This is a genomic window from Humibacter soli, assembly GCF_054779035.1.
Map to the genome: position 1 here is coordinate 1,403,128 of NZ_BAAGYX010000001.1, position 25,084 is coordinate 1,428,211.

General features: G+C 67.5%; 25 protein-coding genes, 1 tRNA gene and 1 other RNA gene. 8 read left to right on the forward strand and 19 right to left on the reverse strand.

All coding sequences use genetic code 11. The annotated features are described in order from the left end of the window. The first annotated feature begins 198 nt into the window (after window positions 1–198). On the forward strand, window positions 199–2,328 hold the full coding sequence (locus ACYVDN_RS06595; protein WP_460569636.1) for an AAA family ATPase: 2,130 nt from the start codon (window positions 199–201) through the stop codon (window positions 2,326–2,328). 109 nt (window positions 2,329–2,437) lie between these two features. Here the strand turns inward: ACYVDN_RS06595 and ssrA are convergent. Next, window positions 2,438–2,831, reverse strand: a transfer-messenger RNA (tmRNA) gene (gene ssrA, locus ACYVDN_RS06600). A 133-nt stretch (window positions 2,832–2,964) separates the two neighbouring features. Here ssrA and clpS point away from each other — a divergent pair. Next, on the forward strand, window positions 2,965–3,276 hold the full coding sequence (gene clpS, locus ACYVDN_RS06605) for an ATP-dependent Clp protease adaptor ClpS (RefSeq protein ID WP_460569638.1): 312 nt from the start codon (window positions 2,965–2,967) through the stop codon (window positions 3,274–3,276). Then, on the forward strand, window positions 3,273–3,809 hold the full coding sequence (locus tag ACYVDN_RS06610; RefSeq protein ID WP_460569640.1) for a DUF2017 family protein: 537 nt from the start codon (window positions 3,273–3,275) through the stop codon (window positions 3,807–3,809). The genes clpS and ACYVDN_RS06610 overlap by 4 nt, the downstream gene beginning before the upstream one ends. A 111-nt stretch (window positions 3,810–3,920) precedes the next feature. Here the strand turns inward: ACYVDN_RS06610 and smpB are convergent, their stop codons facing one another. The 4 genes from smpB to prfB form a co-directional block, all read right to left on the reverse strand. Further along, the gene (smpB, locus tag ACYVDN_RS06615; RefSeq protein ID WP_460569642.1) at window positions 3,921–4,397 is read right to left on the reverse strand and encodes an SsrA-binding protein; all 477 of its coding nucleotides are present in this window, start codon (window positions 4,395–4,397) and stop codon (window positions 3,921–3,923) included. Window positions 4,398–4,553: 156 nt separating this feature from the next. Next, window positions 4,554–5,468: a permease-like cell division protein FtsX gene (ftsX, locus tag ACYVDN_RS06620; protein WP_460569644.1), complete on the reverse strand. Its 915-nt coding sequence runs from the start codon at window positions 5,466–5,468 to the stop codon at window positions 4,554–4,556. Continuing rightward, on the reverse strand, window positions 5,465–6,571 hold the full coding sequence (gene ftsE / locus ACYVDN_RS06625) for a cell division ATP-binding protein FtsE (RefSeq protein ID WP_460569646.1): 1,107 nt from the start codon (window positions 6,569–6,571) through the stop codon (window positions 5,465–5,467). The genes ftsX and ftsE overlap by 4 nt, the downstream gene beginning before the upstream one ends. Window positions 6,572–6,646: 75 nt before the next feature. After that, entirely contained in the window at window positions 6,647–7,753 is a 1,107-nt protein-coding gene (gene prfB, locus ACYVDN_RS06630) for a PCRF domain-containing protein (protein WP_460569648.1), read from the reverse strand. A 248-nt stretch (window positions 7,754–8,001) separates the two neighbouring features. Here prfB and ACYVDN_RS06635 point away from each other — a divergent pair, with 248 nt between their 5' ends. Both ACYVDN_RS06635 and ACYVDN_RS06640 read left to right on the forward strand, forming a co-directional pair. Then, entirely contained in the window at window positions 8,002–9,273 is a 1,272-nt protein-coding gene (locus ACYVDN_RS06635; protein WP_460569650.1) for an MFS transporter, read from the forward strand. Between the two features lie 81 nt (window positions 9,274–9,354). After that, the gene (locus ACYVDN_RS06640) at window positions 9,355–10,761 is read left to right on the forward strand and encodes a right-handed parallel beta-helix repeat-containing protein (protein ID WP_460572268.1); all 1,407 of its coding nucleotides are present in this window, start codon (window positions 9,355–9,357) and stop codon (window positions 10,759–10,761) included. A gap of 16 nt (window positions 10,762–10,777) precedes the next feature. On the opposite strand, the gene ACYVDN_RS06645 is transcribed toward ACYVDN_RS06640, so the two are convergent. The 7 genes from ACYVDN_RS06645 to ACYVDN_RS06675 form a co-directional block, all read right to left on the reverse strand. Then, window positions 10,778–11,239 carry a pilus assembly protein TadG-related protein gene (locus tag ACYVDN_RS06645; RefSeq protein WP_460569652.1) on the reverse strand — a complete coding sequence of 154 codons (462 nt, stop codon included), beginning with the start codon at window positions 11,237–11,239 and terminating at the stop codon, window positions 10,778–10,780. Then, entirely contained in the window at window positions 11,236–11,700 is a 465-nt protein-coding gene (locus ACYVDN_RS06650; protein WP_460569654.1) for a hypothetical protein, read from the reverse strand. The genes ACYVDN_RS06645 and ACYVDN_RS06650 overlap by 4 nt, the downstream gene beginning before the upstream one ends. Then, the gene (locus tag ACYVDN_RS06655; RefSeq protein WP_460569656.1) at window positions 11,675–12,061 is read right to left on the reverse strand and encodes a TadE/TadG family type IV pilus assembly protein; all 387 of its coding nucleotides are present in this window, start codon (window positions 12,059–12,061) and stop codon (window positions 11,675–11,677) included. Before ACYVDN_RS06655 ends, ACYVDN_RS06650 begins: the two co-directional genes overlap by 26 nt. Window position 12,062: 1 nt before the next feature. Beyond that, on the reverse strand, window positions 12,063–12,245 hold the full coding sequence (locus tag ACYVDN_RS06660) for a hypothetical protein (RefSeq protein ID WP_460569658.1): 183 nt from the start codon (window positions 12,243–12,245) through the stop codon (window positions 12,063–12,065). A gap of 82 nt (window positions 12,246–12,327) precedes the next feature. Further along, window positions 12,328–13,266 (reverse strand): type II secretion system F family protein, encoded by a 939-nt coding sequence (locus tag ACYVDN_RS06665; RefSeq protein ID WP_460569660.1) that lies wholly within the window; start codon window positions 13,264–13,266, stop codon window positions 12,328–12,330. Then, on the reverse strand, window positions 13,263–14,126 hold the full coding sequence (locus ACYVDN_RS06670) for a type II secretion system F family protein (protein ID WP_460569662.1): 864 nt from the start codon (window positions 14,124–14,126) through the stop codon (window positions 13,263–13,265). Before ACYVDN_RS06670 ends, ACYVDN_RS06665 begins: the two co-directional genes overlap by 4 nt. Next, window positions 14,123–15,346, reverse strand: a complete 1,224-nt coding sequence (locus tag ACYVDN_RS06675) for a CpaF family protein (RefSeq protein ID WP_460569664.1) — start codon at window positions 15,344–15,346, stop codon at window positions 14,123–14,125. Before ACYVDN_RS06675 ends, ACYVDN_RS06670 begins: the two co-directional genes overlap by 4 nt. A gap of 122 nt (window positions 15,347–15,468) precedes the next feature. Between ACYVDN_RS06675 and ACYVDN_RS06680 the strand changes: the two genes are divergently transcribed. Further along, a tRNA-Leu gene (locus tag ACYVDN_RS06680) sits at window positions 15,469–15,550 on the forward strand. Between the two features lie 168 nt (window positions 15,551–15,718). Then, window positions 15,719–16,489, forward strand: coding sequence for a DedA family protein (locus tag ACYVDN_RS06685; protein WP_460569666.1), 771 nt, complete (start codon window positions 15,719–15,721; stop codon window positions 16,487–16,489). 15 nt (window positions 16,490–16,504) lie between these two features. On the opposite strand, the gene ACYVDN_RS06690 is transcribed toward ACYVDN_RS06685, so the two are convergent. The 4 genes from ACYVDN_RS06690 to murI all read right to left on the reverse strand — a co-directional run bounded on the left by ACYVDN_RS06690 (window position 16,505) and on the right by murI (window position 19,746). After that, a complete protein-coding gene (locus ACYVDN_RS06690) occupies window positions 16,505–17,416 on the reverse strand; it encodes a cation diffusion facilitator family transporter (protein ID WP_460569668.1) in 912 nt (303 codons plus the stop codon). A gap of 55 nt (window positions 17,417–17,471) precedes the next feature. Further along, complete coding sequence (rdgB, locus tag ACYVDN_RS06695) at window positions 17,472–18,098, reverse strand: non-canonical purine NTP pyrophosphatase (protein ID WP_460569670.1); 627 nt, start codon at window positions 18,096–18,098, stop codon at window positions 17,472–17,474. Beyond that, window positions 18,095–18,847, reverse strand: a complete 753-nt coding sequence (gene rph, locus ACYVDN_RS06700; protein ID WP_460569672.1) for a ribonuclease PH — start codon at window positions 18,845–18,847, stop codon at window positions 18,095–18,097. The genes rdgB and rph overlap by 4 nt, the downstream gene beginning before the upstream one ends. A 62-nt stretch (window positions 18,848–18,909) precedes the next feature. Beyond that, the gene (gene murI, locus ACYVDN_RS06705) at window positions 18,910–19,746 is read right to left on the reverse strand and encodes a glutamate racemase (protein WP_460569674.1); all 837 of its coding nucleotides are present in this window, start codon (window positions 19,744–19,746) and stop codon (window positions 18,910–18,912) included. A gap of 55 nt (window positions 19,747–19,801) precedes the next feature. Between murI and ACYVDN_RS06710 the strand changes: the two genes are divergently transcribed. After that, window positions 19,802–21,142, forward strand: a complete 1,341-nt coding sequence (locus ACYVDN_RS06710; RefSeq protein WP_460569676.1) for a nicotinate phosphoribosyltransferase — start codon at window positions 19,802–19,804, stop codon at window positions 21,140–21,142. Between the two features lie 24 nt (window positions 21,143–21,166). Here the strand turns inward: ACYVDN_RS06710 and ACYVDN_RS06715 are convergent, their stop codons facing one another. From ACYVDN_RS06715 to ACYVDN_RS06725, 3 genes are all read right to left on the reverse strand, one after another. Beyond that, window positions 21,167–21,460, reverse strand: coding sequence for a DUF3039 domain-containing protein (locus ACYVDN_RS06715; RefSeq protein ID WP_460569678.1), 294 nt, complete (start codon window positions 21,458–21,460; stop codon window positions 21,167–21,169). 77 nt (window positions 21,461–21,537) lie between these two features. Next, window positions 21,538–23,121 carry a hypothetical protein gene (locus tag ACYVDN_RS06720; RefSeq protein WP_460569680.1) on the reverse strand — a complete coding sequence of 528 codons (1,584 nt, stop codon included), beginning with the start codon at window positions 23,119–23,121 and terminating at the stop codon, window positions 21,538–21,540. Continuing rightward, entirely contained in the window at window positions 23,097–24,764 is a 1,668-nt protein-coding gene (locus tag ACYVDN_RS06725) for an ABC transporter ATP-binding protein (protein WP_460569682.1), read from the reverse strand. The genes ACYVDN_RS06720 and ACYVDN_RS06725 overlap by 25 nt, the downstream gene beginning before the upstream one ends. Window positions 24,765–25,084 lie beyond the last annotated feature (320 nt).

Consider the following 25,084-nt stretch of genomic DNA (forward strand, 5'->3'; position numbering starts at 1 on the left):
CATGGCCCCACTGTGAGGGTGACATCCGGCACTTCTCCAGCGCCCGGGCCAGCACCGCCCAGGTCCATGGGTAGGCTTCGGATCGAATCGATCATGCCCCCAGACACCTCACCGCACGGGATTCCCCTCCAGACCTTGCTCTTCGAGAGAAAGGTCACCGTTCCGCCATGCCGTCGGAATTCGGTGAGCCGGCGCCCTGTGATCGATCGCGTACGTGACCGTGACGCGCGGGTCGTCAGCGTGATCGCGCCCGCCGGCTACGGGAAGTCGACTCTGCTCGCGGAATGGGCCGCGACAGAGACGCGCGACGTCGGCTGGGTGTCGCTGGACCCCACCGACGATGATCCTGGCGCGCTCCTCGCCGTGATCGCGGCGGCGGCATCACGGCTCTGGCCATCAATGGCACACGTTCTCGCCGACGTACAACGGGGCGGTGAGTCCGCGCTCGGCCGGTCTGCACCCTTGCTCGCGGGCGTGCTCGCCGCTGCATCGTCGCACTTCGTGCTGTTCATCGACGACCTCCAATGGGCCGGCTCACCCGATTGCGAGGACGCTCTGGAGGTGGTGCTGAGCCGTGTGCCTGCCGGATCGCAGGTGGTCCTTGCGAGCCGCGACGAACCACTTCTTCTGGCTCGCTTGCGAGCAACCGGGGCCGTCGCGGAGATCAGGGTCGATGAACTCGTGCTCGAGCGTGCAGGGGCTCGCACCGTCTTCAGCGACGCAGGGGTCGGCAGCATCCACGACGACGATCTGGACCAGATCGTCGAGCGTTGCGAGGGATGGCCGACCGGCGTATACCTTTGCGCACTGATCACGCGCGACGGCCAGGATGCGACATCCATCACCGGAGACGATCGTTTCGTCGCCGACTATCTGTACCGGGAATGCGTAGCCCGCCTGCCCGGAGAACTGCAATCGTTCCTGCGGCGAACGGCGGTGCTCGACGAGCTCTCTGCGACCTCGTGCAACGCTCTGCTGGATCGAGAAGATTCGCGCGCGATGCTCGGACGGATCGAATCAGCGAACCTCTTCCTGATCGGGACGGATCGCGATCGCGGCTGGTTCCGCTACCACACGCTCTTCCGCGACTTCCTGCAAACCGAGCTGGAACGCACCGAGGGCGCCGACGCGGTCAGAGAACTGCATCGTCGGGCAGGCGTATGGCACCAGGAGAATGGTGCTCCGGTCGTGGCGGTGGAGCACTTCTTGCTTGCCGGCGAGACAACCCGTGCCGTGCAGTTGGTGACGGCTCTCGCGCTGACGATGTATCAGACAGGCAGGGTCAACACCGTGCGGCGCTGGCTCGCGGAGCTCGGCGACGAGATCGTGCGGGGTCATCCGCCCCTTGTCGTGCTCATGACCTGGGCTGCCGCACTCCTTGGAGAACTCGCGAACGGGACCAAGTGGATACGGGCTCTGAACGAGATCGACGGTTTCGGGCGCTCGGATGCCGAACGCGAGCAGTTCGAGTCTTCCCGTTCTCTGGTGTTGGCGGCAATGTGCCCCAAGGGGACCGAACAGATGGGGGCCGACGCCGCATACACGCTGGCGCATGAACCCGACCAGAGTCCGTGGCGTCCTCAGGCCATGCACCTCTGGGGGTTGGCGTGCCTTCTACGCGACGATCTGCATGGCGCCCGTGAGGCGTTCGAACAGGCCGTCACCCTTGCGACGGAGACCGGCAGAATTGGACCGGTGATCCTCAGCGAGCCGGAGCTCGCCTTGCTCGCACTGGAGGCGGGACGTTGGAAGGAGGCATCCGTGCACGCCCGGCGCGGTGTAGCCGCTGTCGATGGGAGCCACCAGGAGGGATACAGCTCGAGCGCGATGGCACTGGCCGTGGGCGCCAGGACCGCGTTTCACTTCGGCGACATCGAGCGAGGCAAACGACTGCTCGCTCGCGGGATGCGGGCCCGCATCGGCGGAACGTACCTGCTGCCGATCGTCACGTTGCGTGCGCGACTCCAGCTGGCCGGTGCTCATCTCGCCATCGGAGATCGGGCGGGTGCGAACCACCTCGTGCACGAGATGACAGACATCCTGCGCCATCGCCCAGACGTCGGCACCCTGACCGCTCGCATCCAGGAGTTCCGCGACTCGTTGGCCGAAGCCCCCGCCGCCGCCGGAGCAGCCCCGCTCACTCCGGCCGAGCTGAGGCTCTTGCCATACCTGCAGACGCATCTCACCATCGCCGAGATCGGCCATCGACTGTTCGTCTCACGCAACACGGCAAGCTCTCAGGTCGGCTCGATCTATCGCAAGCTCGGCGTTCAATCTCGCAGCGGAGCCGTCGAGCGAGCGACAAAGCTCGGACTCCTCGGCGCGTAAAAACAGAAGACCGCCCCGAGGGACGGTCTTCGCAACTCACAACGTGCGACAGCAGCCTGGGCATCGTTCACAACCCCCTCCGCGCTGGGCGGGGTTCGAACAAGACCATGGGTGGAGATGGGGGGAATTGAACCCCCGTCCATCGCTGTGGTCATACGCCTTCTACGGGCGTATCCAGTGAAGACGCTTTACTCGGTTCCGGAACTTGCCACTGGCAGCTGATCCGACGAACCCAGTCACGGTTGGAGTCCCTCTACGCCCCATGACGAAACGTAGAAGCAATCTCTCTAGCTGACGCCAGGATCCGGGTAGAGAGCATTCCCGGTCTGACGGTCTCTTAGATCGCTAGGGAACGATCAGGCCGCGAGAGCGACCTGGGCCTTAGCGGAGACAGTGCTGTTGGAATTGGCACTTATTTTTTGCAGGGAGCGTTAGCGAGATAACCCTGCATCCTCGACCCGCTTCTCGTAATCTCGCAGACGATGTCGAAACCGATCATCCCCATGAGGCAGGCCGCTGTCACACGCTGTTGAGTTCTGAAGGAGCACCCGCCCGAGGACGGCCCTCCAGAATACACCCCCGACCACCTCCCTGTCACTGCGGCGCAAGGTCTGCACAGTGTGCGACTCTGGATGCGTGGCATCCGTTTCCTCGCCGAGCACGATCGAGCGCACCGAAGAAGAGGTCGACCTCACGCCACGACACAGCCTCGACACGCCGTGGCGGGCGATCGTCTGGAACGACCCGGTCAACCTCATGTCCTATGTCGTGTACGTCTTCCGCAGCTATTTCGGCTTCAGTCAGGAGAAGGCCACTCGACTGATGCTCCAGGTGCACAACGACGGGCGCGCGATCGTCGCGACGGGCAGCAGAGAAGCCATGGAGGCCCACGTCACCGCTATGCACGGCTTCGGCCTCACCGCAACGGTCGACAGGATCGACGCATGACGCGCATCCGCCGCATGCGCGACGGCGCCTTCACCGTCACCCTGCTCGACGACGAGTTCATCGCGTTGACCGCGCTCGAGGCCGACCTGCTCGGAGCACTGGCCGACCGGTTGAGCGCTGTCGTCGACGGCGCCGTCGACACGAGCCCGCTGTTCCCGGACGCCTACCCGCACGACCGCGAGGCGAACGCCGAGTTCCACGCGCTCACCGACGTCGACCTGGTGTCGGCGAAGAGCGAGGCGGCGCGATCGGTCATGAACGCGTTCGCCGGAGTCGATCCCGAGTCGTCCGGAGCGCCCTGGCGGCAGTCCGAGCTGCGAACCGTCATGTTCGACTCCGAGGCAGCGCACGTGTTCATGCGCAACCTCACCGATCTGCGACTCCTCCTCGCCGAACGCCTCGGCATCGAGAACGACGGCGATGAGGGGCATCGGGATGCCGAACACGCCGTCGACCTCGCACGGTACTGGTGGCTCGGCGAGACGCAGGAACGGCTGGTCGCCGCGCTGTCGGCATCCTTCAAGGCGCGCTGACGCCCCCGCGGGTGGAGTAGCGCCGACCGCAGGTCGACGCGTATCGAGACCGGAGCCACGGGTCTCGATACGCGTGCCTTCGGCGCGCTACTCGACCAGCGGGGTACTTCGTTATTCGCCCAGGTGGTTCTTCGACGCCATGGCGCGATCGGCCTCGCGCTTGTCCTGCCGTTCGCGTAGCGCCTGCCGCTTGTCGTACTCGCGCTTGCCCTTCGCGACGCCGATCTCGACCTTCGCCCGGCCGTCGGCGAAGTAGAGCTGCAGCGGGATGATCGTGTAGCCGCCGTCCTTGATCTTGTTGGCGATCTTCACGATCTGCTGCTTGTGCAGCAGCAGCTTGCGCTTGCGGCGTGGTGCGTGGTTGTTCCAGGTGCCGTCGAGGTATTCCGGAATGTAGACGGCGTCGAGCCACGCCTCTCCCCCGTCGACGAACGCGTAGCCGTCGACCAGCGACGCGCGTCCCTCGCGCAACGACTTCACCTCGGTGCCCGTCAGCACGAGACCCGCCTCATAGGTGTCTTCGATCAGGTAGTCGTGGCGGGCGCGGCGGTTCGTCGCCACGACCTTCTGACCACGTTCCCTGGGCACAGCGGTTCTCCTCGTTCGATGCGATCGCGGCGAGCTCTCGCCGCGCATGTCGCCACCCGAACTCGGGCACGACAGCCCACCAGCATACCGTGGCGGATGGGTGTCCTGCTCGGGTCATCCCTTCCCTGTCGACCTGAAACGACGTCCTGGAGGCGATCAGACCTTGAGGTAGCGCGAGATCGCCACGTTCGACGCAAGGGCTGCCAGCCCGATGCCGACCAGGATGAGAATCGGCGCGACGATCCAAGCGCTGTCCAGCCCGACGAACGACGTCAGCTGCATCTTCTGCGCAAGATAGCCGCGCACGAAGAACTGCACGATGCCGAACACCGCTCCCACCGCCAGAATGGAGCCGATCAGCGCGGCGAACACACCCTCGAGCACGAACGGCGTCTGGATGAACCCGTTGGATGCCCCCACCAGCCGCATGATGCCGAGCTCCCGTCTTCGCGAGAACGCCGAGAGTCGGATCGTGGTCGCGATCAGCAGTGCGGCGGCGACCAGCATCACCGCGGCTATCGCGATGGCCGTGAGGCTGGCCGCATTCAGGATGCGGAAGATCTGATCGAGATAACTTCGCTGGTCCGTGACGGACTGCACCCCGGCGACACCGCTCAGGCTCTGGGCGATCACGTCGGACTGCTGCTGGTTCTTGAGCTTGATCCAGAAGGTCTGGTTCAACAGCTCGGGCGTGACGTAGTCGGCGACGGGGTTGCCCTTGAACTGCTTCTTGAAGTCCGCGTACGCCTGCTTGTGGTTCTCGAAATAGAACTTGGAGATGAAGGGCGCCAGGGCGGATGACTGCAGCTTGGTCTTCACCGCCGTGATCTGTGCAGCGGTGGCATCCTGCCCCTGACAGGTGGTGCTCACATCGGTCTCTGTGCACATGTACACGGCGACCTGCGCACGGTCGTACCAGTACGTCTTCATCTGACCGATCTGCATCTGCATCAGGATCGCGGCGCCCACGAAGGTGAGCGAGATGAACGTGACCAGCACCACGGAGATGACCATGGAGAGATTGCGTTTGAGGCCGCTGCCTGCCTCCGACATGACGAGTGCGAATCTCATGAGACGGGTCCCACATCCTGGTTCGAGTCTTCGTCGTGATCGGGCCTGCCCGCCGCGCGCAGGCCGAGGCGCTCGGCCAGCGTGAGCTCAGCCACTCCGGGCGAGTCAGGTCTGCGGATCGGCGCGGTCGGTGGGTTGGCGAAGTGGCCGTCCACCGCCTCTCGCGCGACGGATGCCGCGACCGGCTCGCGCTCGATCGCCGGCTCCTCGGGCAGAACGGGTGGCAGAGGCGTGGGCGCCGCCGGAGCCGCGATCGGCTCGTCAGGCGCAGCAACCGGCTCGGGCCGAGCAGCGGGCTGGGGTCGTGTAAGGGGCTGAGGACGCTCGACCGGGGCGGCGGGACGCGCCACCGGTTCGGACGAATGCGCTGGCTCGGCACGTCGTGCGGCGTCGGCGGCTCCGACGATCGGAACAGCCGCCGTCACTCCGTAGCCGCCGTGTCGCTCGTCGCGGATCAGCTTGCCGTCGACCAGCTCGATCACGCGCTTCTGCATCTGGTCGACGATGCCGGCCTCGTGTGTGGCCATCAAGACGGTCGTGCCGCCAGCGTTGATGCGCTCGAGCACCGCCATGATCCCGGCACTCGTCGCGGGGTCGAGGTTTCCGGTCGGCTCGTCGGCGAGCAGGATCTGCGGCTTGTTCACCACAGCACGGGCTATCGCGACACGCTGCTGCTCGCCACCGGAGAGCTCGTGCGGAAAGCGCTGAGCCTTGCCATCGAGGCCGACCATGGCGAGGACATCCGGCACGGCTTCATGGATGAACCCCTTCGACTTGCCGATCACCTTGAGGGTGAAGGCGACGTTGTCGAAGACCGTCTTGTTGGTGAGCAGGCGGAAATCCTGGAACACCACTCCGACGTTGCGGCGGAAGTAGGGGACCTTGCGATTCGAGATGTTTCCGAGATCTTGGCCGAGCACGTGCAGCTTGCCGCGCGTGACCTTCTCCTCCCGAAGCACGAGACGCAGGAAAGTGGACTTGCCGGAGCCGGACGCACCGACCACGAAGACGAACTCGCCACGGAGAACCTCAGTGGTGATGTCGTCGAGCGCGGGTCGGGGGGTGCCCTTGTAGCTCTTGCTGACGTGGTCGAACCGAATCATGACCCGCCCAGACTAAGCACACGACCGCCCGATGCGACCGAGCGACTCACCAACCTCTCGGCCCGACTCGCAACTTCAGTCGACTTTGCGCTTTCTCCAGCGGATGCCCGCCGCGATGAATCCGTCGAGATCGCCGTCGAACACGGCCTGCGGGTTGTTCACCTCGTGCTCGGTGCGCAGGTCTTTCACCATCTGGTACGGCGCGAGCACGTACGAACGCATCTGATCGCCCCAGCTGGCGGTGATGTTGCCGGCGAGTTCCTTCTTCGCGGCAGCCTCCGCCTCGCGCTGCAGCAGGAGCAGTCGCGACTGCAGAACCCGCATCGCCGCTGCGCGGTTCTGGATCTGCGACTTCTCGTTCTGCATCGAGACGACGATGCCGGTCGGCAAGTGTGTGATGCGAACGGCTGAGTCCGTCGTGTTGACGGACTGGCCGCCGGGGCCCGACGAGCGGAAGACGTCGACGCGGATGTCCGTCTCCGGAATGTCGACCTCCTGCGCCTCCTCCATCAGCGGGATGACCTCGACGGCCGCGAAGCTCGTCTGTCGTTTTCCCGCGGAGTTGAACGGGCTCATGCGTACCAGGCGGTGCGTGCCTGCCTCGACCGACAGGGTGCCGAAAGCATAGGGGGCATCCACCTCGAAGGTCGCGGACTTGATGCCCGCCTCTTCCGCATAGCTCGTGTCCATCACCTGAACGGGATAGCCGTGCTGCTCGGCCCAGCGCAGGTACATGCGCAGCAGCATGTCGGCGAAGTCGGCGGCATCCACTCCCCCTGCGCCGGCGCGGATGGTGACCACCGCGGGACGCTCGTCGTACTCGCCGTCGAGCAGGGTCTGAACCTCGAGCTCTCCGACCGTGGTCTGCAGTGACTGAAGTTCGTTCTTCGCCTCTTCTGCGGACTCGTCGTCGCCCTCCGAATTCGCCAGTTCGACCAGCACCTCGAGGTCGTCGAGCCGCTGCTCGATGCCGGTCACCTTGGCCAGCTCGGCCTGTCGGTGGCTCAGCGCACTGGTGACCTTCTGCGCCTTCTCCGGGTCGTCCCAGAGGTCGGGCGCGCCGGCCTCCTCGCTGAGTCTGGCGATGTCGGCACGCAGGCGATCCGGGTCGACGACGGCGCGGATGTCGGAAAAGGTCGCGCGCACGTCGGCGATCTGCGCGCTCAGGTCGAGTTCGATCATGACCGCTCAAGCTTAGTTGCCTGCCCGAGACGCCCGCGCGGGTCATCCACCGTGATGTCCGGGCTGCCGGATTTCGGAGATCTGCCGTCGCCGCTGGCGTGTCGCGCCTGCCCATCGGCGTGTCGCCCCGGATCTCCGAAATCCAGCACGCGCGCGAGCGGATGGCGGCGGCGGAAGGGCTGCGGCGGAGAATGCAAGGAGGAGTTGGGAAGCGGTGCTTCGGTATACCACCTAGGGTGGAAGGCGCCATGAGTTCGATCGACACGCCCTTCAGCATCCGTGACGTCGCACTCGCTGCGTTCCTTCCGACGGCCCTGTTCTCGATCGGCGAGGGCGCGGTCATCCCGATCATCCCTGTGCTCGCGCACAATCTGGGCGCCGGTCTCGCGATGGCAGGGTTCATCGGCGGAATGATCATGCTCGGTGAGATGGTCGGCGACATCCCCAGCGGCTGGGTCGTCTCACGCTTCGGCGAGCGCAACTCCATGATCGGATCGGCCATGCTCTGCATCGTCGGCCTCGTCGTGTGCCTTGTCGCACCCAACGACCTCATGCTGACGATCGGTGTCTTCTTCATCGGTCTCGCCACGAGCGTGTTCGCCCTCGCCCGTCACGCCTTCATGACCGGATACGTGCCGCAGCGCTACCGCGCCCGCGCGCTCTCCACCCTCGGCGGCGTCTTCCGCGGCGGATGGTTCGTCGGGCCGTTCATCGCATCCGCCGTCATCGCGGTCTTCGGAGATCCGCACGCCGTGTTCTGGGTGCACATCATCATGTGCGTCGCAGCGACCGTGGTGCTGCTGATCGTGCCCGACCCGGCGCAGACCATCGCGGCCAGCGGCCAGGAACTGACCACGAAGTCCGCCCATCGGGAAGGCGTCGAAGATGCCGGAAGGGAAGAGGCCCGCGAACGCACCGAGGGACTCTTCCACACCATCTGGGTCAACCGCTCGGTGCTGCTGCGGATGGGGACGAGCGCTGCATTGATCTCCGCGCTGAGGTCGTCGCGCACGGTCATCCTGCCGCTCTTCGCGGTCTCGATCGGCATCGCGCCCGCAAGCACGGCGTTCATCATCGGTATCGCCGGTGCCGTCGACTTCGCGCTGTTCTACACGTCCGGCCAGATCATGGACAGGTTCGGTCGCCTGTGGTCAGCCCTGCCGTCGATGCTGGGGCTCAGCATCACGCACATCGCGCTCGCCTTCGTCGTCGATCAGACCTGGTTCACCATCGTGGCGATCGCGATGGCGGTCACGAACGGGGTCGGCAGCGGCATCCTCATGACTCTCGGCGCCGACCTCGCGCCACGAACGGATCCGGCACCGTTCCTCGGTGCCTGGCGGTTCACCGGTGATGCCGGCCAAGCCGGCGCGCCGCTTTTCGTCTCGGGGGTCACCGCTTTGTTCTCCCTGGCTGCCGCGAGCATCGGCATGGGGGTGATCGGGCTGATCGGGGCCGGGATGCTCATCCGGTACGTTCCGCGCTATGTGCCGAGGAAGGCGCGGTCGGCGACAGCCTGAGCGTTCTTCGGCCGGCCTTGTCGATCTCGGGAGACCGGCGCATCCTTGAGGCGAGGAGCTCGGGCAGGAGGTCGCCCGGTGATGCGACCGATGTGGTTCGCGAGCGGCATTGTGATCGCCGCCGTGGCCGGTCTTGCGACCGGTGGGGTGCTCACCTCTGCCCCGGAGCCCGCAGTGGCCGCGACCACCACGATCACGGTGTATCCCGGCAGCGACGTCAATCGGGCCATCGATCGGGCCAGGCCCGGTGATTCGGTCTTCCTGAAGCCGGGCACCTACCAGGGGCCGGTGCGCGTCGACAAGGCCATCACACTGACATCTCAGCAGGCGAGCATCTCGGCGCCCAGCGGCGGCGCAGCCGTGATCGTCACCGCAAACGGCGTCACACTCGACACGATCATCGCGACCTGCGCGAGCGGCACGCGCGCGACCACCGGCATCCAGGTTCGCGCCGACCAAGCGCGCATCATCACGTCGACGGCGCTCGGCTGCGAACGCGGGATCGTGCTCGACGGAGCGCAGGATGCCTACCTTCAAGGCGACACGCTGCTCGGCAGCCACGGGCGGTCGGGCCTCACCGCCGGCCTGTGGTCCACTCACGCCGACGGACTGACCATGCTCGGCAACACCTTCGAGGACAACGATGTCGGCATGGTGATCGCGTCGACCTCGACCCCGGCGCTCGATTCGACCACGATCTCGGGAGGTGGGACAGGCATCTCGTTGCGCGCGGTGACCAACGCCATCATCGACGACACTCTTGCGCTGGACATCACGGGGCCCGCGGTGATCGTGTCCGGCAGTCGCGGCGCGGAGATCTCCCGGCTCAACGCGTCAGGAGGAGATGGTGGGCGCGGCGCAGGTGTCGAGGTCACCGGGGACGACGGGCCGTCATCCGTGATCAACGTCGAGAACTCCGACCTCGCGGGATTCGCCACCGGGCTGCTGGTCGCGGCCCACAGCCTGAGCGATTCCGTCACCGTCATCGGCACCGACTTCGCCGGCGTGACGAACGCCGCCATCGATGTCGCTCTGAACACCGGCGGCACCGTGGATGCGTCCATCGGGAACACGTTCGGCGAGTGCGGACCCCGAGCGCCAGACCACGGCTACAACGGCGGTGGCACTCTGATCACCGATCCCGGGCACGTCGTGTCGTATCAAAGCCGCACGTGCACGGTGTCGTCAGCGGCAGCCTCGCCGGCGACCGCGCAGCCTGCGCCGTCCACCACGTCAACCAGCGCTCCAGCTCAGGCGAGTCCGCAGGGAACGCTCGGCGGTGGCGGCTCGGGCGGGTCCGACACCTCGGGCTCGAACTCGTCGGGTGGATCGCAGGGCGGCGGAACCCAGGGTGGGAACGGCTCGACCGGCCTGAGCATCCCGGCGGCCATCGGCTCGGCGCTCGTCACCGTCGGGGTGTCGGTCCTCCTGGTGGCCTGCGCCGGCGGCGTTCTCTACGCCGTGCGGCGCAGCAGGCACGCGCACTGACGGCGGCAGAGCCCGGTCACCAGAAGACGCTTCGCGCACTCGAGGTGACCGCGATGCGGATGCCCGAGGGCGCCAACACCGACACGACGGGCGGATGCCACACGGCCGACAACGTGACGATCGCGCTCCGGCCGTCGCCGGTGCCTGCTCGCTGCACCAGGAGTCCGTCGAACCCATCGGACACCGACGATGCGAGAAAATCAGCGACCGCGGCGCCGACGTCGGCCGATTCGAGCGTCGGACGCGGATGTCCGTCGACGACGGCGACCTCGTCGAGGTCGAAGGCCTCTGCACCTGCGAGCGCTGCGCCGTCGGCGAGCGCGAAGAGCCGCTCGCGTTCGAGGTAGAGGGAGGTCGCCGCGCTCACCAGCAGCGCAAGCACGATGCAGAGCACACCGTAGAAGATCGTGAGTGGGAGGATCGACCCGTCGTCGGAACGCCACCGGCTCGTGCGCACACCGTGCTGCCGCGCGATCACCTCGCACCCCACAAACGCGACACGCGCTGGGTGCTCGCCGCAGCCACGGTCACCGATGCGCCCTTGCGCAGGTCGAGCACGTCGGGCACGAGCGGCAGCGGCGTCCGCACGCTGACGGTCACAGTGACGGTCCCGCGACGGGTGAGGCAGGCATCCTGACGGGGCTCGCACGCGACGCGCACGGTCGCGACGTCGAGAGGGAGCTCGAAGTCGGCGAGCGCGAACTGCACGGCCGAGGATGCCCGAGCTGCGGCATCCTCGTCGTCGTGCGCCTGCACGTAGACCCTGGCCGCTTGCCGCGCCGCTCCCGCTGCAGCCAGCTGCGCACCCTGGATGCTCGCGAGCGCCACGACGAGATATACAGTCGGCACGAGCAGGATGAGGCCAGCCGTGATGAACTCGAGCGCCGCCGATCCGGCGTCATTTCGCAGCCACTCACCCGGCGACCTCGACCGGCGCATGCCCGCTCACCTCCACCCCACGGTCGAGTCCGAGCAGACCGAGGAGCGGCAGCGGAGCGCGGACGGTGACCGTGACCGCGGACATCCCTCGGAACGTCTCGTACCGAGCCGACACATCACGCGCATAGTCGTCGCCCAGCGCTGTGCCGATCAGCTCTCGCGTGCGGTCGCGCCCATCGCCGAGGGTGTTGTCGGCGAGCGCCGCCACGTGCGCACCCTCGGCCGCTGCATCGATGAGGGTGTTTCGCACGAGCAGCGCGAGACCGAACTGCAGCACCGTGAGGGTCAGTACCGTGAGCAGCGCGCCCACCATGACGAACTCGGCGGGAGCCGACCCGCGGTCGTCGCGCAACGCCCGCATCTCAGAACGACGAGACGCGTTCGATTGCCTGCTGGAACACGCCGCTCAGGGCCGGTCCCGCGAGGCCCCAGATGATGATCACGAGGCCGGCCGTCATCAGCGTGACCAACACCCAGCCCGGCACGTCGCCCCGCTCGTCGGCCGCCCACCGGGCCGCCGGCTCCCTCATATCCATTCTTCGCATGTGCCGATTCCTCTCTTGCGCTGGTGAAGCATGACTGCAACTTCCCGCCACGCCGTGGCCTGTTGTCCGTTCGCGAGCATGCTCAGAACCCGCTCTCGAGCACGATGACACCGGGAAAGATCGCGAAGAGTACGGTCACCGGCAGGATCAGGAACACGAGAGGCACCAGCATTCCGATCTCCTTCTTGCCCGCCTGCTCCAGCAGCTGCCGCTTGCCCGTCTCACGCGCGTCGTCGGCCTGCGCGCGCAGCACCTCGACGACGGGGGTCCCGCGCTGGAACGCCGTGACCACCGCGTCGACGCAGCGCGTGAACTGAGGCAGCCGGATGTCGCGGCTCACCTGACCGAGCGCTGTCGCCAACGGCACCCCCATGCCGGTCTCCGCAACTACTCGCCCGAGCTCCCCTGCGAGTTCTCCCGACCCGGTTCGCGCCACTCGCCGCAACGCGTCGTGGATGCCCTCCCCTGCGCTGAGAGACAGCGTGAGCAGTTCCAACACCGTCGAGAGCTCTTCGGCCATGCGCCCATGGCGGCGCCGGATGGCGCGCGACAAGAGCTGATCCCGCAGCACGAATCCACAGGCTGCGAGCACGACCGGCGCGGCGACGGCGATCGCAGGTGCAAGAGGCGACGAGGCGGAGGTGACGATCACGATCGTCGTTCCGATCGCGAGGCCGCCGAACGCCCATCCCACCTGCCGCAGCCGGAACTCCTCGACTCCGAGCGGGCTCGCGGCCTGGCGCAGACGCGCGGCGACGACCTCCGTGCCCCCGAGCACCCGAGCTGCGGTCGAGCGCAGGCCTCTCAGAACCGGGTCGAGCAACGCGCCGACCACGGGCACGCGACGCGACCGAGAGTGCTGCACGAGCTCCCACGCCGCGTCGGAGACGTCGACGAGGTAGGGAGCAACGCGGTCGGCGAGCCGCGGCCGGGCCATCCGCGGCATCATCGCGACCAGGGACCAGAGCCCGAGTCCCAGGCCGAGCCCGCACAACATGCCCCAAGCCATCGTCGACGTCATCGGAACCACCTGCGTTCCTGCGGGAGACGCCCGACTGCGAGCATGATTCGGTACGCGAGCAGCGACACCACGAGACCGATGACGATCACGATTGCGCCGACCGGAGTGTTGTAGGCGGCGGTGGCTTCGGGCCGCGTCGCGAGAAGAGCAAGCACCACCCACGGAGCGGCGACACCCAGCCGGGCGGCCGCCACTGTCCACGACTGTCGCGCCTCGATCTCCGACCGCACGGCTGCGTCGCTTCGCAGCGACGCGGCGAGCGTACGCAAGACGTTGACCAGCTCGCCACCGCCGACCTCGCGCGCCATCTTCAGGGTCTCGATGATGCGGTCGGCGACGGGATCGGCAAGGGCGTCCTTCAGACGGTCGGCAGCCGGAGCGAAGATTCCGGATGACCGGTAATCCCGTTCGAACGCCGCGAATGCGGCGCGGCTTGATTCGGGCGCCGTCACGGCCATCGCAGCCAATCCATCGGGCAGCGCGAGCCCCGAGCGCACGGCCGACACCAGCTGATCGACGAGATCGGGCCACATCGTGCGGTTGGCACGCACTCGGGCCGCAGCCCGCCACGAGACGACACCGTACGGAAGCCATCCCCCGACGATCGCGAGAGCGACGGAGAGAGCGATCAGGCCGAACACTGCCTGGGCGACCGCGAACGACACCGCCGCAGTCAGCGCGCACACGGCGATGAACACCAGCGGAGCCAAGCCAGGCATCCCGGCCAGGGTGAGCTTTCGACGCAGTGGCTCGGTGAGGCTCGGATGACGTGCACGCGTCTTCCGCGGCCACAGGAACGGCGACACCGCGAGCACCAGGCCGAGGCCGAGCGCTGCGCCGAGAGTGACAGGGACGGTCATCGCGCGAGCACCGTTGCCGGATCAAGGCCGACCGCGTCGAACTTCGCGCGCTTGGCAGGGAACCCGCCGGTGGCAGCGAGCTCGCCGCCCCTGAGGGCGAAGATCGGGCTCGCCTCGATCACCCCGCCGGAGACCACTCCGGAAGGAGCGAGGATCTCGGTCACTCGCCGTCGCCCCGCACGATCCATGACGCAGAACACCACGATGTCGACGCACGTCGCAACGGTGGGCACGACGAACGACGCGTCGATGTTGCGCCCGGCGAGCAGGGGCAACGTGCAGAGTTTGCCGAGCGCCTCCCGGGCACTATTTGCGTGGATGGAGCACGCGCCGGGCAGACCGGAGTTGAGCGCCAACAGCAGGTCGAGACTCTCCGCCTCGCGAACCTCGCCGACGACGAGACGATCCGGCCGCATGCGCAGCGCCTCTTTGATGAGCCTGCGCAGCGTGATCTCGCCGCTGCCCTCGAGACTCGGCTGTCTGCACTGCATCGCGACGACATCAGGCGACTTCAGGTCGAGCTCGAACGTCTCCTCGACGGTGACGATGCGTTCGGTCGACCGCGCGGCCGCAAGCAGCGCGCCGAGCAGCGTGGTCTTGCCGCTCTGCGTCGCGCCGGCGATCAGAATGTTCTGGTCCGCCCTGACGCATATGCTCAGGAACTCGGCGGCTTGGCGGGTCAGGGTGCCGAGCCCGACCAGAGAGCCTAGATCGCGGATGCGCCGTGAGAACTTGCGCACGTTCACGGCCCAGTGCGACCTCGTGACGTCGGGGATGACCACATGCAGCCGCGAGCCGTCGGGAAGCGAAGCATCCACGAACGGCGAACTCACGTCGACGCGGCGACCGGATGCCTGCAGCATGCGCTCGACCAGGTCGCGCACCTGGGCCCCGGTCAGAGCCAGCTCGACTCGCTCGGACCTGCCGCCGCGCGCCACGAACACCCTGTCCGGCGCGTTCAGCCAGATCTCCTCGATCTCCGGATCGTCCAGGTAGGGCTGCAGCGGTCCGAACCCGGTGAGGGATGCCACGACGTCGCGTTCGGCCGAACGCTCGTCATCCACCAGCGGCAACGAACCGCCGAGCGCACGCTCCGAGTAGCGCCGCACCTCATCGTGCACGTATGCCGCCGCCCGGCGTCCGTCGTCACCGAGATCGACCCCGTCGCGCCGCACCCGATCGCGCACGCGGTCGGTGATGAGGCGAACGGGATCGGTCATGCCGACATGATGCCCATGCCCCGGGATGAGCCGCTCGAGTTATCCACAACCGTGTCGAGCGCGACGAGCAGGCCAAGACGCCGAGCCACCGCTCACGCGCCGGTTATGCTGATTGCGCCCTCGCGGGAGTGGTGAAATTGGCAGACACGCAGGATTTAGGTTCCTGTGCTTTCGAGCGTGGGGGTTCAAGTCCCCTCTCCCGCACTTCACACCTGCCGACCACGCGGCATGCGGCTGACACACGGTTCCGCGCGCAACGCGATCGATAGACTCATGGGAAATGCGTCATCGACGCATGGCTCGCCGTCATGTCCCTCAGATATCGCGGAAGGCCGGCTGCCGCCCCGGCGGAACGCCGACGACAGGAGATCCGTGTTCCACACCGCACTCATTCCTTGGCTCGACCCCAGCGTGATCATCAACTCCGTGGGGCCATGGGCCTTGCTCGTGGTGTGCGCCATCATCTTCGCCGAGACGGGTCTGCTTGTCGGGTTCATCTTCCCCGGTGACACTCTGCTGGTGATCAGCGGCATCCTGACCGCGACCAACCTGGTGTTCGGTCTGCAGATCTGGTGGGTGTGCCTGTTCATCGCCATCGCGGCGTTCGCAGGCGGCGAGGTCGGCTATCTGATCGGCCACAAGGCAGGTCCACGGGTCTTCGAACGCAAAGAGACCGGTCTGTTCAGCGTGGAGAACGTCAAGCGCACGAACGCGTTCTTCGAGCGGTTCGGCCCGCTCGCGGTCATCCTGGCTCGGTTCGTTCCCGTCGTGCGCACGTTCGCGCCTGTCGCGGCCGGCGTAGGACACATGAGTTATCGCCGCTACACGCTGTACAACGCGATCGGCGCGGTTCTCTGGGGTGCGGGCCTCACCTTCTTCGCGTACCTCATCGGGTTCATCAAGCCGGTCGCGCACTTCGTCGAGAGCTATATCGACCTGATCCTCATCGGCGCCGTGCTGATCACGGTGATCCCCGCCGCCATCCACTACTTCACGAGTGCTCGAAAGGCGCGCAAGCGGGCGCAAGCCGAGGCGGCCGACCCTGCTCGAGCCGAATCGGACGCGCACGAGGCGACGGATGTCGCCGAGCGCCTGTCCACCGAGCCTGACGTGTTCGGCGGGGCGAAGCACAGCGCCAAGTAGCGCCGGTTCCCGCGGTCAGCGGTGCGTGTCACCCTCGTGGGCGGCGTGCTCGGCCGGCTCCAACTGGAACGTCGAGTGTTCGACGTCGAAGTGATGGGCGAGACATCCACCAAGTTCGTCGAGCAACGCGCCGGCTCGTCCCTGCGAGAAGACGTCGGGCGAGACGACGACGTGCGCCGAGAACACCGGGGCACCGGACGTGATCGCCCACACGTGCACGTCGTGCACGGCGACGACACCGGCGGTGCCGAGAATGTGCTGCCTGATCTCCGCAACGTCGGTCGACGCCGGAGCCGACTCGCTCAGCACCCGCACCACCTCGCGCAGCAGCGAGACGGCGCGCGGAACGATCATCGCGGCGATGAGAAGCGAAGCCACGGCATCCGCCTGCGCGTACCCGGTCGTCAGGATGACCACGGCGGCGGCGATCGCCGCCAGCGACCCGAGCGTGTCGCCCAGCACCTCGAGATAGGCGCCGCGCATGTTGATCGACCGCTGCGCGGACCCGCGCAGGATCAGCAGACCGGCCACATTGCCGATCAGACCGACCACGGCGACCGCGAGCATCCAGCCGGCCTCGACGTGCGGATGCCCGCCGGTCAGCCGGAACACCGCGCCGACGGCGACGGAGATGGCCACTCCGATCAGGATGAGCGCGTTCACCAAAGCGCCGAAGACCTCGAAGCGCTGGAAGCCGAACGTCTGACGATCGGTGGCGGGGCGGGCCGCAACGGTCGCCGCGACGAGCGCGACGATGAGGCCGATGAGGTCGCTCAGCAGGTGACCCGCGTCGGCGAGAAGGGTCAGCGAACCGCTGAGTGCCGAACCGCCGATCTCGAGCGCCAGCACGACGACCACGATCGCGATGACCGCGACGAGTCGTCGCCTGCTCGCGCCGTGGGCACCGTGATCGTGTTCGTGTGACATCTCACCTCAACGGTAGGCGTGCTGACGCCGGGTGCATAGGGATGACGGCCACTGCCTACTCCCCTTCGAGCAGCTCCTGCAGCGCAGGCACCATCGCACGGAACGCGCGCGCCCTGTGGCTGTCCGCGTTCTTCGCCTCTGGGGTCATTTCAGCCGCCGTCAGCGGCGAACGGTCCGGAACGAAGGCCGGGTCGTATCCGAAGCCGCCCGCTCCGCGCGGCTCGCGCGCCAGGCTTCCGCCCCACTCCCCCACAACGGTGCGCTCGGCGCTCGCCACACCGTCGCCGGGCCGAACCAGCGCGATCGCGCACGTGTAGTGAGCACCCCGGTGCCGGTCGGGAACGTCGCTCACCTGCGCGAGCAGCAGCGAGAGGTTGCCCGCATCGTCACCGTGGCCGCCACTCCAGCGGGCGGAGAAGACGCCGGGCGCACCGCCGAGCACGTCGACGCAGATGCCGGAGTCGTCCGCCAGCGCGACATGTCCGGTGTGCTGGGCGGCGACACGCGCCTTGATCAGCGCATTCTCCTCGAACGTGACACCGTCTTCGACCGGCTCTGGCCCGTCGTACTCGACGAGGTCCACCTGGGGCATCCGCTGTGCGATGATCGCCGCGAACTCTTCGAGCTTGTGCTTGTTGTGGGTGGCGAGGACGACCCGAACGCGGGCGTCTGACGCGGTCACGACGCGGCGGGCTCGTCGTCGGCGAGCGCCGTGGACTGGAACGTCGCCAGGTCACGGCATCCGCCCTCGGCGAGATCAAGCAGTGAACCGAGCTCACGCCGGTCGAACGGGGCGCCTTCCGCGGTGCCCTGCACCTCGACGAAGAGTCCGCGGCCGGTCATCACGACGTTCATGTCCGTCTCGGCGCGCACGTCTTCGACATATGCCAGATCGAGCATGGGCTCGCCGTCGATGATCCCGACCGAGACGGCGGAGACGCTGTCGATGAGCGGAGTGGCCTTCTGCCCGATGAACTTGCGCTGCTTGCCCCACGCGAGAGCGTCGGCGAGTGCGACGTAGGCACCCGTGATGGCAGCGGTACGAGTCCCACCGTCCGCCTGCAGCACGTCGCAGTCGAGCACGATGGTGTTCTCCCCGAGCGCTTTCGTGTCGACGACGGCGCGAAGACTGCGGCCGATCAGCCTGCTGATCTCATGGGTGCGCCCACCGATGCGACCCTTCACCGACTCGCGATCGGTGCGCTCGTTGGTCGAGCGCGGCAGCATCGAGTACTCAGCGGTGACCCAACCTCTGCCCTTGCCCGCCAGCCAGCGCGGCACGCCGTTGGTGAACGACGCGGTGCACAACACGCGCGTGCGGCCGAACGAGATGAGAGCACTGCCCTCAGCCTGCTCGCTCCATGCCCGCTCGATGGTGATCGGTCGAAGCTGGTCGGGTGTTCTTCCGTCGGCGCGGATCGTGTCGGTCACGGTCACAGCCTATGCGGTCTCTCAGGCGCAGGTTCGCCCGGCCGCAGACACCCGAACAACGGTCAGCGGATGCCCCGCAGCTCGCGCAAGTCGATGGAGCCGGTCCGCACCACGTCGACGGAGGCGACATCGGTTCCGATCATGCGGTGGGCGAGGCGGACGAAGGCATCGGTATCGTCGCCCGTCGTCTCGTAGCGGATGCTGGGCTCCCCCGTCGCCGTACGCTCCAGCCCCCGAGACACCAGCACTCGATACACGTCGTTCGCCGTCTCCACGTCGCTGGAGACCAGCGAGACACCCTCGCCCATCACGTACGAGATGGCGCCCTTCAGGAAGGGGTAATGAGTGCAACCGAGCACGAGCGTGTCGATCTGCGCATCCTGCAACGGACGCAGGTACCCGGCGGCCACGTCGAGAAGCTCCGCGCCGCTCGTGACGCCGTTCTCGACGAACTCCACGAACCGGGGGCACGCCTGGGTGAACAGTCGCAGGTTCGGCGCAGCGGCGAAGGCGTCTTCGTATGCTCCGGAGTTCACCGTTCCGAGCGTTCCGATCACGCCGACTCTGCCGGTCCTGGTCGTCGCGACTGCGCGCCGCACGGCCGGCTGGATGACCTCGATGACGGGCACGTCGTAGCGCTCCCTGGCGTCGCGCAGCATAGCGGACGACGCGGTGTTGCACGCGATCACGAGCATCTTGACGCCCTGGTCGACGAGGAAGTCGAGCGCCTCGAGCGCCAGCGCACGCACCTGAGCGATCGGCTTGGGACCGTACGGCGAGTTCGCGGTGTCGCCGACGTAGAGGATCGACTCGTTCGGCAGCTGATCGCGCACCGCCCTCGCCACCGTGAGCCCGCCGACCCCCGAGTCGAAGATCCCGATCGGTGCTGCGTTCGTCACAGTCTTCAAGCCTACGACGCGCCACCTCCGGGGCCGCGCAGCGATGCGTCGAACGATGCCACGCCATAGGCTGGCCGACGTGACGCCACCACGCGAGCGCGAATCCTCGGCGCTTCTCACGGACCGTTACGAGCTCACGATGCTCGACGCCGCCATGCTCTCCGGCACCCATGAACGCGAGTGCGTCTTCGAGGTGTTCGCCCGCTCGCTCCCCGGCGGACGCCGGTACGGCGTCGTGGCGGGCACCGGTCGCCTGCTCGAGCTCATCAACAGGTTCCGATTCGGGGATGACGAACTCGGGTGGTTGCGCGACAACCACGTCGTGCGCGACGAGACCCTCGATTGGCTGGCCGACTACCGGTTCAACGGCACGATCCGCGGCTACCGGGAGGGCGAACTCTATTTCCCCGGCTCACCCGTGCTGATCGTCGATGCTCCGTTTGGCGAGGGCGTCATCCTCGAGACTCTCGTGCTGAGCGTGCTCAACCACGACTCCGCGATCGCGAGCGCGGCGGCACGCATGGTCTCGGCCGCGGCCGGCCGGCCGCTCGTCGAGATGGGCTCGCGCCGTGCCGAAGAGCACGCCGCCGTAGCAGCGGCACGGGCCGCGTACATCGCCGGCTTCAGCGCCACCTCCAGTCTCGAGGCAGGCCGCGCGTGGGGCATCCCGACCATGGGCACTGCGGCGCACGCGTTCACCCTGCTGCACGACAGCGAAGAGGATGCTTTCACTGCCCAGGTGCGCTCGCTCGGCCCTGGCACCACGCTGCTGGTCGACACCTACGATGTGCACAAGGGCATCGAGACCGCCGTGCGCGTCGCGGGACCCGAGCTCGGCGCAGTCCGACTCGACTCGGGCGACCTTCCCGTGCTCGTCGCCTCCGTGCGTGAACAGCTCGACTCACTGGGCGCGACCAACACCCGCATCACGGTGACCAACGACCTCGACGAGTTCGCGATCGCCGCCCTGCGCGCATCCCCCGTCGACTCCTACGGGGTCGGTACGTCGCTGGTGACCGGGTCGGGCGCACCGACTGCCGGCATGGTCTACAAGCTCGTCGCACGCAAGGATGACGGCGGCGCATGGATCCCCGTCGCGAAGACCTCGACGGGCAAGGCCTCAGTCGGCGGCACCAAGGTTCCGGTGCGTGTGCTCGACGGGGAGGGCATCGCGGTATCGGAGGAGGTGCACATCGTGCAGCACGGTGGTCCGCTGCCCGCTGGAAGGCCCCTGCACGTTCCGCTCATCGAGGACGGCAACGCGTTGGACGAGTACCTCGGAGCCGCAGGGGTCGAGGCCGCACGTGCCCATCACGCCGCGGTGCGCAGCGAACTCTCGGAGTCGGCGCTCCGCCTCGGACGCGGTGAGCCCGCCATTCCGACGGAGTTCGTCTGAACCACGCCAGTCGTCTGAACCACGTCAGTCGTCGCTGAGGCCCTCGTAGATCTTCTTGCACTCGGGGCAGATCGGGAACTTCTGGGGGTCGCGGTTCGGCGTCCACTTCTTGCCGCACAGCGCGATCACCGGCTTGCCCGTCACGGCGGATTCCACGATCTGCTCCTTGCGCACATAGTGCGAGAACCGCTCGTGGTCCCCCGGATCCATCTGCTCGTTCTGCAGAAGCTCCTCGAGCTCGCGATCGAGGGTCGCGACGCCGCCGCCCTGAGGCGCGTCGTCGGGTCCGCCGGGCTCCGCGATGCTGTTGTCGACCATCCCCCGAGTGTAACTCGTGGCCCAGACGCCGGCCGAGGCCCTGTCCCGTCCCACGACCGAGGAGAACGCCGCTCGTGTCAGGCGTTGCGCAGGGCGAACGACATGATCTCGGGCCCCCGGCGGTTGTATGCGACCGCGCCGAGCCAGACGCCGAATACCAGAACACCGACGCCGATGCCGAGCCCCGCCCAAAGGCACCTGTTGAACCAGATCGGATCGTGTTGCACCAGGCCGAGCACGAGCATCGCCACGGGGATGCCCGCGAAGATCACCGTCAGAAGGAGGCTCACGATCTGGGCGAAGGTCGCGGCTCCGCCGGTGTGCTGCGGCTGTGCGAAGGCGCTGTCTCCCGGCCGCGGCGCGGCGTACGGCGTCAGGGCGGACGAGATGCTCGACAGCCCGAGGCCGCTGAGCACGATGCAGACGCTGACGCCCGTGACTGCGGGAAGCACATCCCAGTCGCCATAGGCGAGAACGGTGACGATGCTGCCGACCGCCACCAGCGGGATCGCGATCAGCACCACCGGAGCGAGCCGCCCGATGCGATCGGACAGGCCACGGGTGCCCGACGCGATGTGCAGCCAGATCGCCGTGCCGTCGTAGGCCACGTCGTTGTGCGCGACCCAGCCGACGAAGAGACACAGCACGGGCAGCGGAATGAGCGCGACGGTCTGCGCCTTCACTGCACCGGAGATCAAGAGAGCCACGACCATGATCAAGGGGAACAGCGGCACAAGAGCAAGCTGCACCCAGTACCGAGAGTCGCGACCCCAGTAGGTCAGGCTTCGCGCGGCGATGACACCCATCGGCTTCGCAGGCAGCCTCCCGAACCATCCGAGTCCCACGTAGTTGCGCACCGACACCTGACGCTCGGGCGTCACCATCATGTGCGCGGTGAGCCCCCACCACGCCACGACGATGACCGCGAGCGTGAGCAGAGCGATGAGCAGCTTCGCGAATGCCCCGCCCCAGTTGCCCGATGCGGCGTCGCCGCCGACCGCCCACACGGCACCGAACGGCGTCCAGCTGACCCAGTCCGCCACGGTGTGAACGACCTTGAGGCCTTCTTTGCTCCAGTCGAGCGTCGTGAGGAAGAACACGAACGGCGAGAGCATCACAAGGATCAGCACAGCGATCGTCGCGCTGAACTCCCTGGCTCGCCGGGTGGAAAGGGCGAACGCGGCCAACGACGAGGTGAGCCGCGCCGCGAGCATCCAGGTCGGAACGCACACGACGGCAGCGATGAAAGCCAGCACGGCGGCACCCGGATGCCCAGACCAGGTGACGACCGTGAACAGTGCGCACAGAGCGAGCACCAGCGCGGGCACAGACACCAGCGAGACCACGCCGAGCCCGGTCGCGACCTCTCGGTGGTCGAGGCCCATCGCCGCATACGACCGAGGATCGAACGTGCCGTCATGCCGCCCGAACAACGGAACGATCACGAAGCAGAGGGCCACGGCAGCACCCGCGAGCACGAGGATGTCGCCCACCAGTACACCGTCGCTCGCAGTGCGCGCCGCGGCGAGCACCCAGCACAGGATGACGGTGACCGCCGCCGTGTAGAGCAGGGCGACGACGAGGCCGAAGCCGTGCCATCCGCCCCTACGGAATCCGCTGCCGAGGGAGGCGACCCTCAGTCCGAGAAGCTGTGCAACCATTCCAGCCCCTCCGCAGCCTTGCGCCCGCCCGCGAGTTCCACGAAGTGTTCTTCCAGGGTCTTCTCGCCGCGCACCTGATCGACCGGGCCGGCGTCGAGCACAACGCCTCCGATGATGATGGCGACGCTGTCGCAGATGCGCTGCACCAGGTCCATGCCGTGGCTGGACAGCAGAACGGTGCCGCCGGCATCCACATATCGCTGCAGGATGCCGGTGACGGTCGCCGCGGACACCGGATCAACACCCTCGAACGGTTCGTCGAGCACCAGCAGTCGCGGCGAGTGGATCATCGCGGCCGCGAGCGACACCTTCTTGGTCATGCCTGCCGAGTAGTCGGCGACCAGGCGGCCCATGGCGTCCTCGATGCCGAAGGCCGTGGCGAGGTCGGCAGAGCGCTGACGTGTCGTCGTGGCATCCAGACCGCGCAGCGTGCCCGCGTAGTAGAGCAGCTGTGCCCCCGTCAGCCTGTCGAACGTGCGCAGGTGATCGGGCAGCACGCCGATCGCACGCTTCGCGTCGCGCGGGTGCTTGCGGGCATCCACGCCGTTGACCAGCACGGTCCCCGAGTCCGCTCTGAGCAGACCGGTGATGATCGAGAGCGTCGTCGTCTTGCCTGCACCGTTCGGTCCGACGATGCCGTACATCGAGCCGGCACGGATGTTCAGGCTCACGCCGTCCACCGCGACGACGTCTCCGTACCGCTTGTGCAGCCCGCTCACCGCCAGAACGACCGGAGCCGTGGCGGCGGGCGCAGGCCTCGCCGGCGGAAAGACCCTGGTGGTGGCGGCGCGTCGTGCGCGCGGAAGTGTCTCCTGTTCGACCGTCTCCTGTTCGACGGTCACCCGATCGATGGTCACCCGATCGACGGTCTCTTCGGCGATGGCCTGGTCGTCGACCGCCGGTTCGGCGAGGGACGACGTGTTGTGTTCGGCCGACTCCGTCTCGCGCACCAGCTCGGCAAGCAGTTCGGATCCCTGACCGTTCTGCTGCTCGGCAGCGGCCGCAGCTGCCGCGGCTGCTGCCGCCTGCGATGCACGACGCCTGCGGCCGAACAGGGTGATGCGCTGGCGCGATCCGGTGTGTTCGTCGACCGGCGCGGACTGGGCGGGCATCTCACCGGTGTCGACGTCCTCGTCCTCGATCACCGGAGTCTCGTCGTCCGCGGTCTCAGAGGCCTCGACCTCCGCAGGCGCGGTCTCTGTGCGCTGGGTCTCTGTGCGCTGGGTCTCTGTGCTCTGGGTCTCCGCGCTCTGGGTCTCCGCGCTCTGGTTCTCTGCGGCGCCGACTGCGGCGTCCGCCCCCGACTCCGCGACCGCATCGTCGGTCGTCTCCGCGGCGGTCGCTGCCGCTGACGGAGACGCTGCGGGAGCATCCGCTCGCGTCGGAGCGTCAACCGTCGTGTCGACCTGAACCGCCTCAGGGGCAGTGGCTTCTGAGACAGTGGCCTCACGTGCGGCGGCTTTGGTGATCACGGTGTCCTGAGCAGCGGCGGCGTCTTGAGCGGCGACGGTGTCCGCCTGCACGATGGCGTTCGCGCGGTCGACGACGCCCGCGCCCTTCGTCGCCCTCGCCCGCGTTCCACCACGAGTGCCGCGCGGAGCGGTGGCCACCGTGACCCTGGCGTCCTCCGCCGGCTCGGTCACAACCGCCGCGTAGACGACTGCGCCCGTCGCGCGCGGCCGAGACCCGCGTCTGCCATCCGTCGCCCTACCCGCACGTACGCGGACGACGGGTGCAGACGAATCCGCGGTCACCGGCTTCTCGCCAGCACCGTCGGCGCCTGTCGACACACCGACGCTTTCCCCGACGGACCCTTGCGGCTCATCTTGCACGCGCCATACCCCCGAAACCGTGGCCGTCTCGAACTTCGAATCGGGATCGACCTTGATCGACCCGCCTCACCGTCGGAAACCGATGGGTGCGTCCTTCGCACCAGCCCCTGCCGACGCGAATTCCCCTCCCC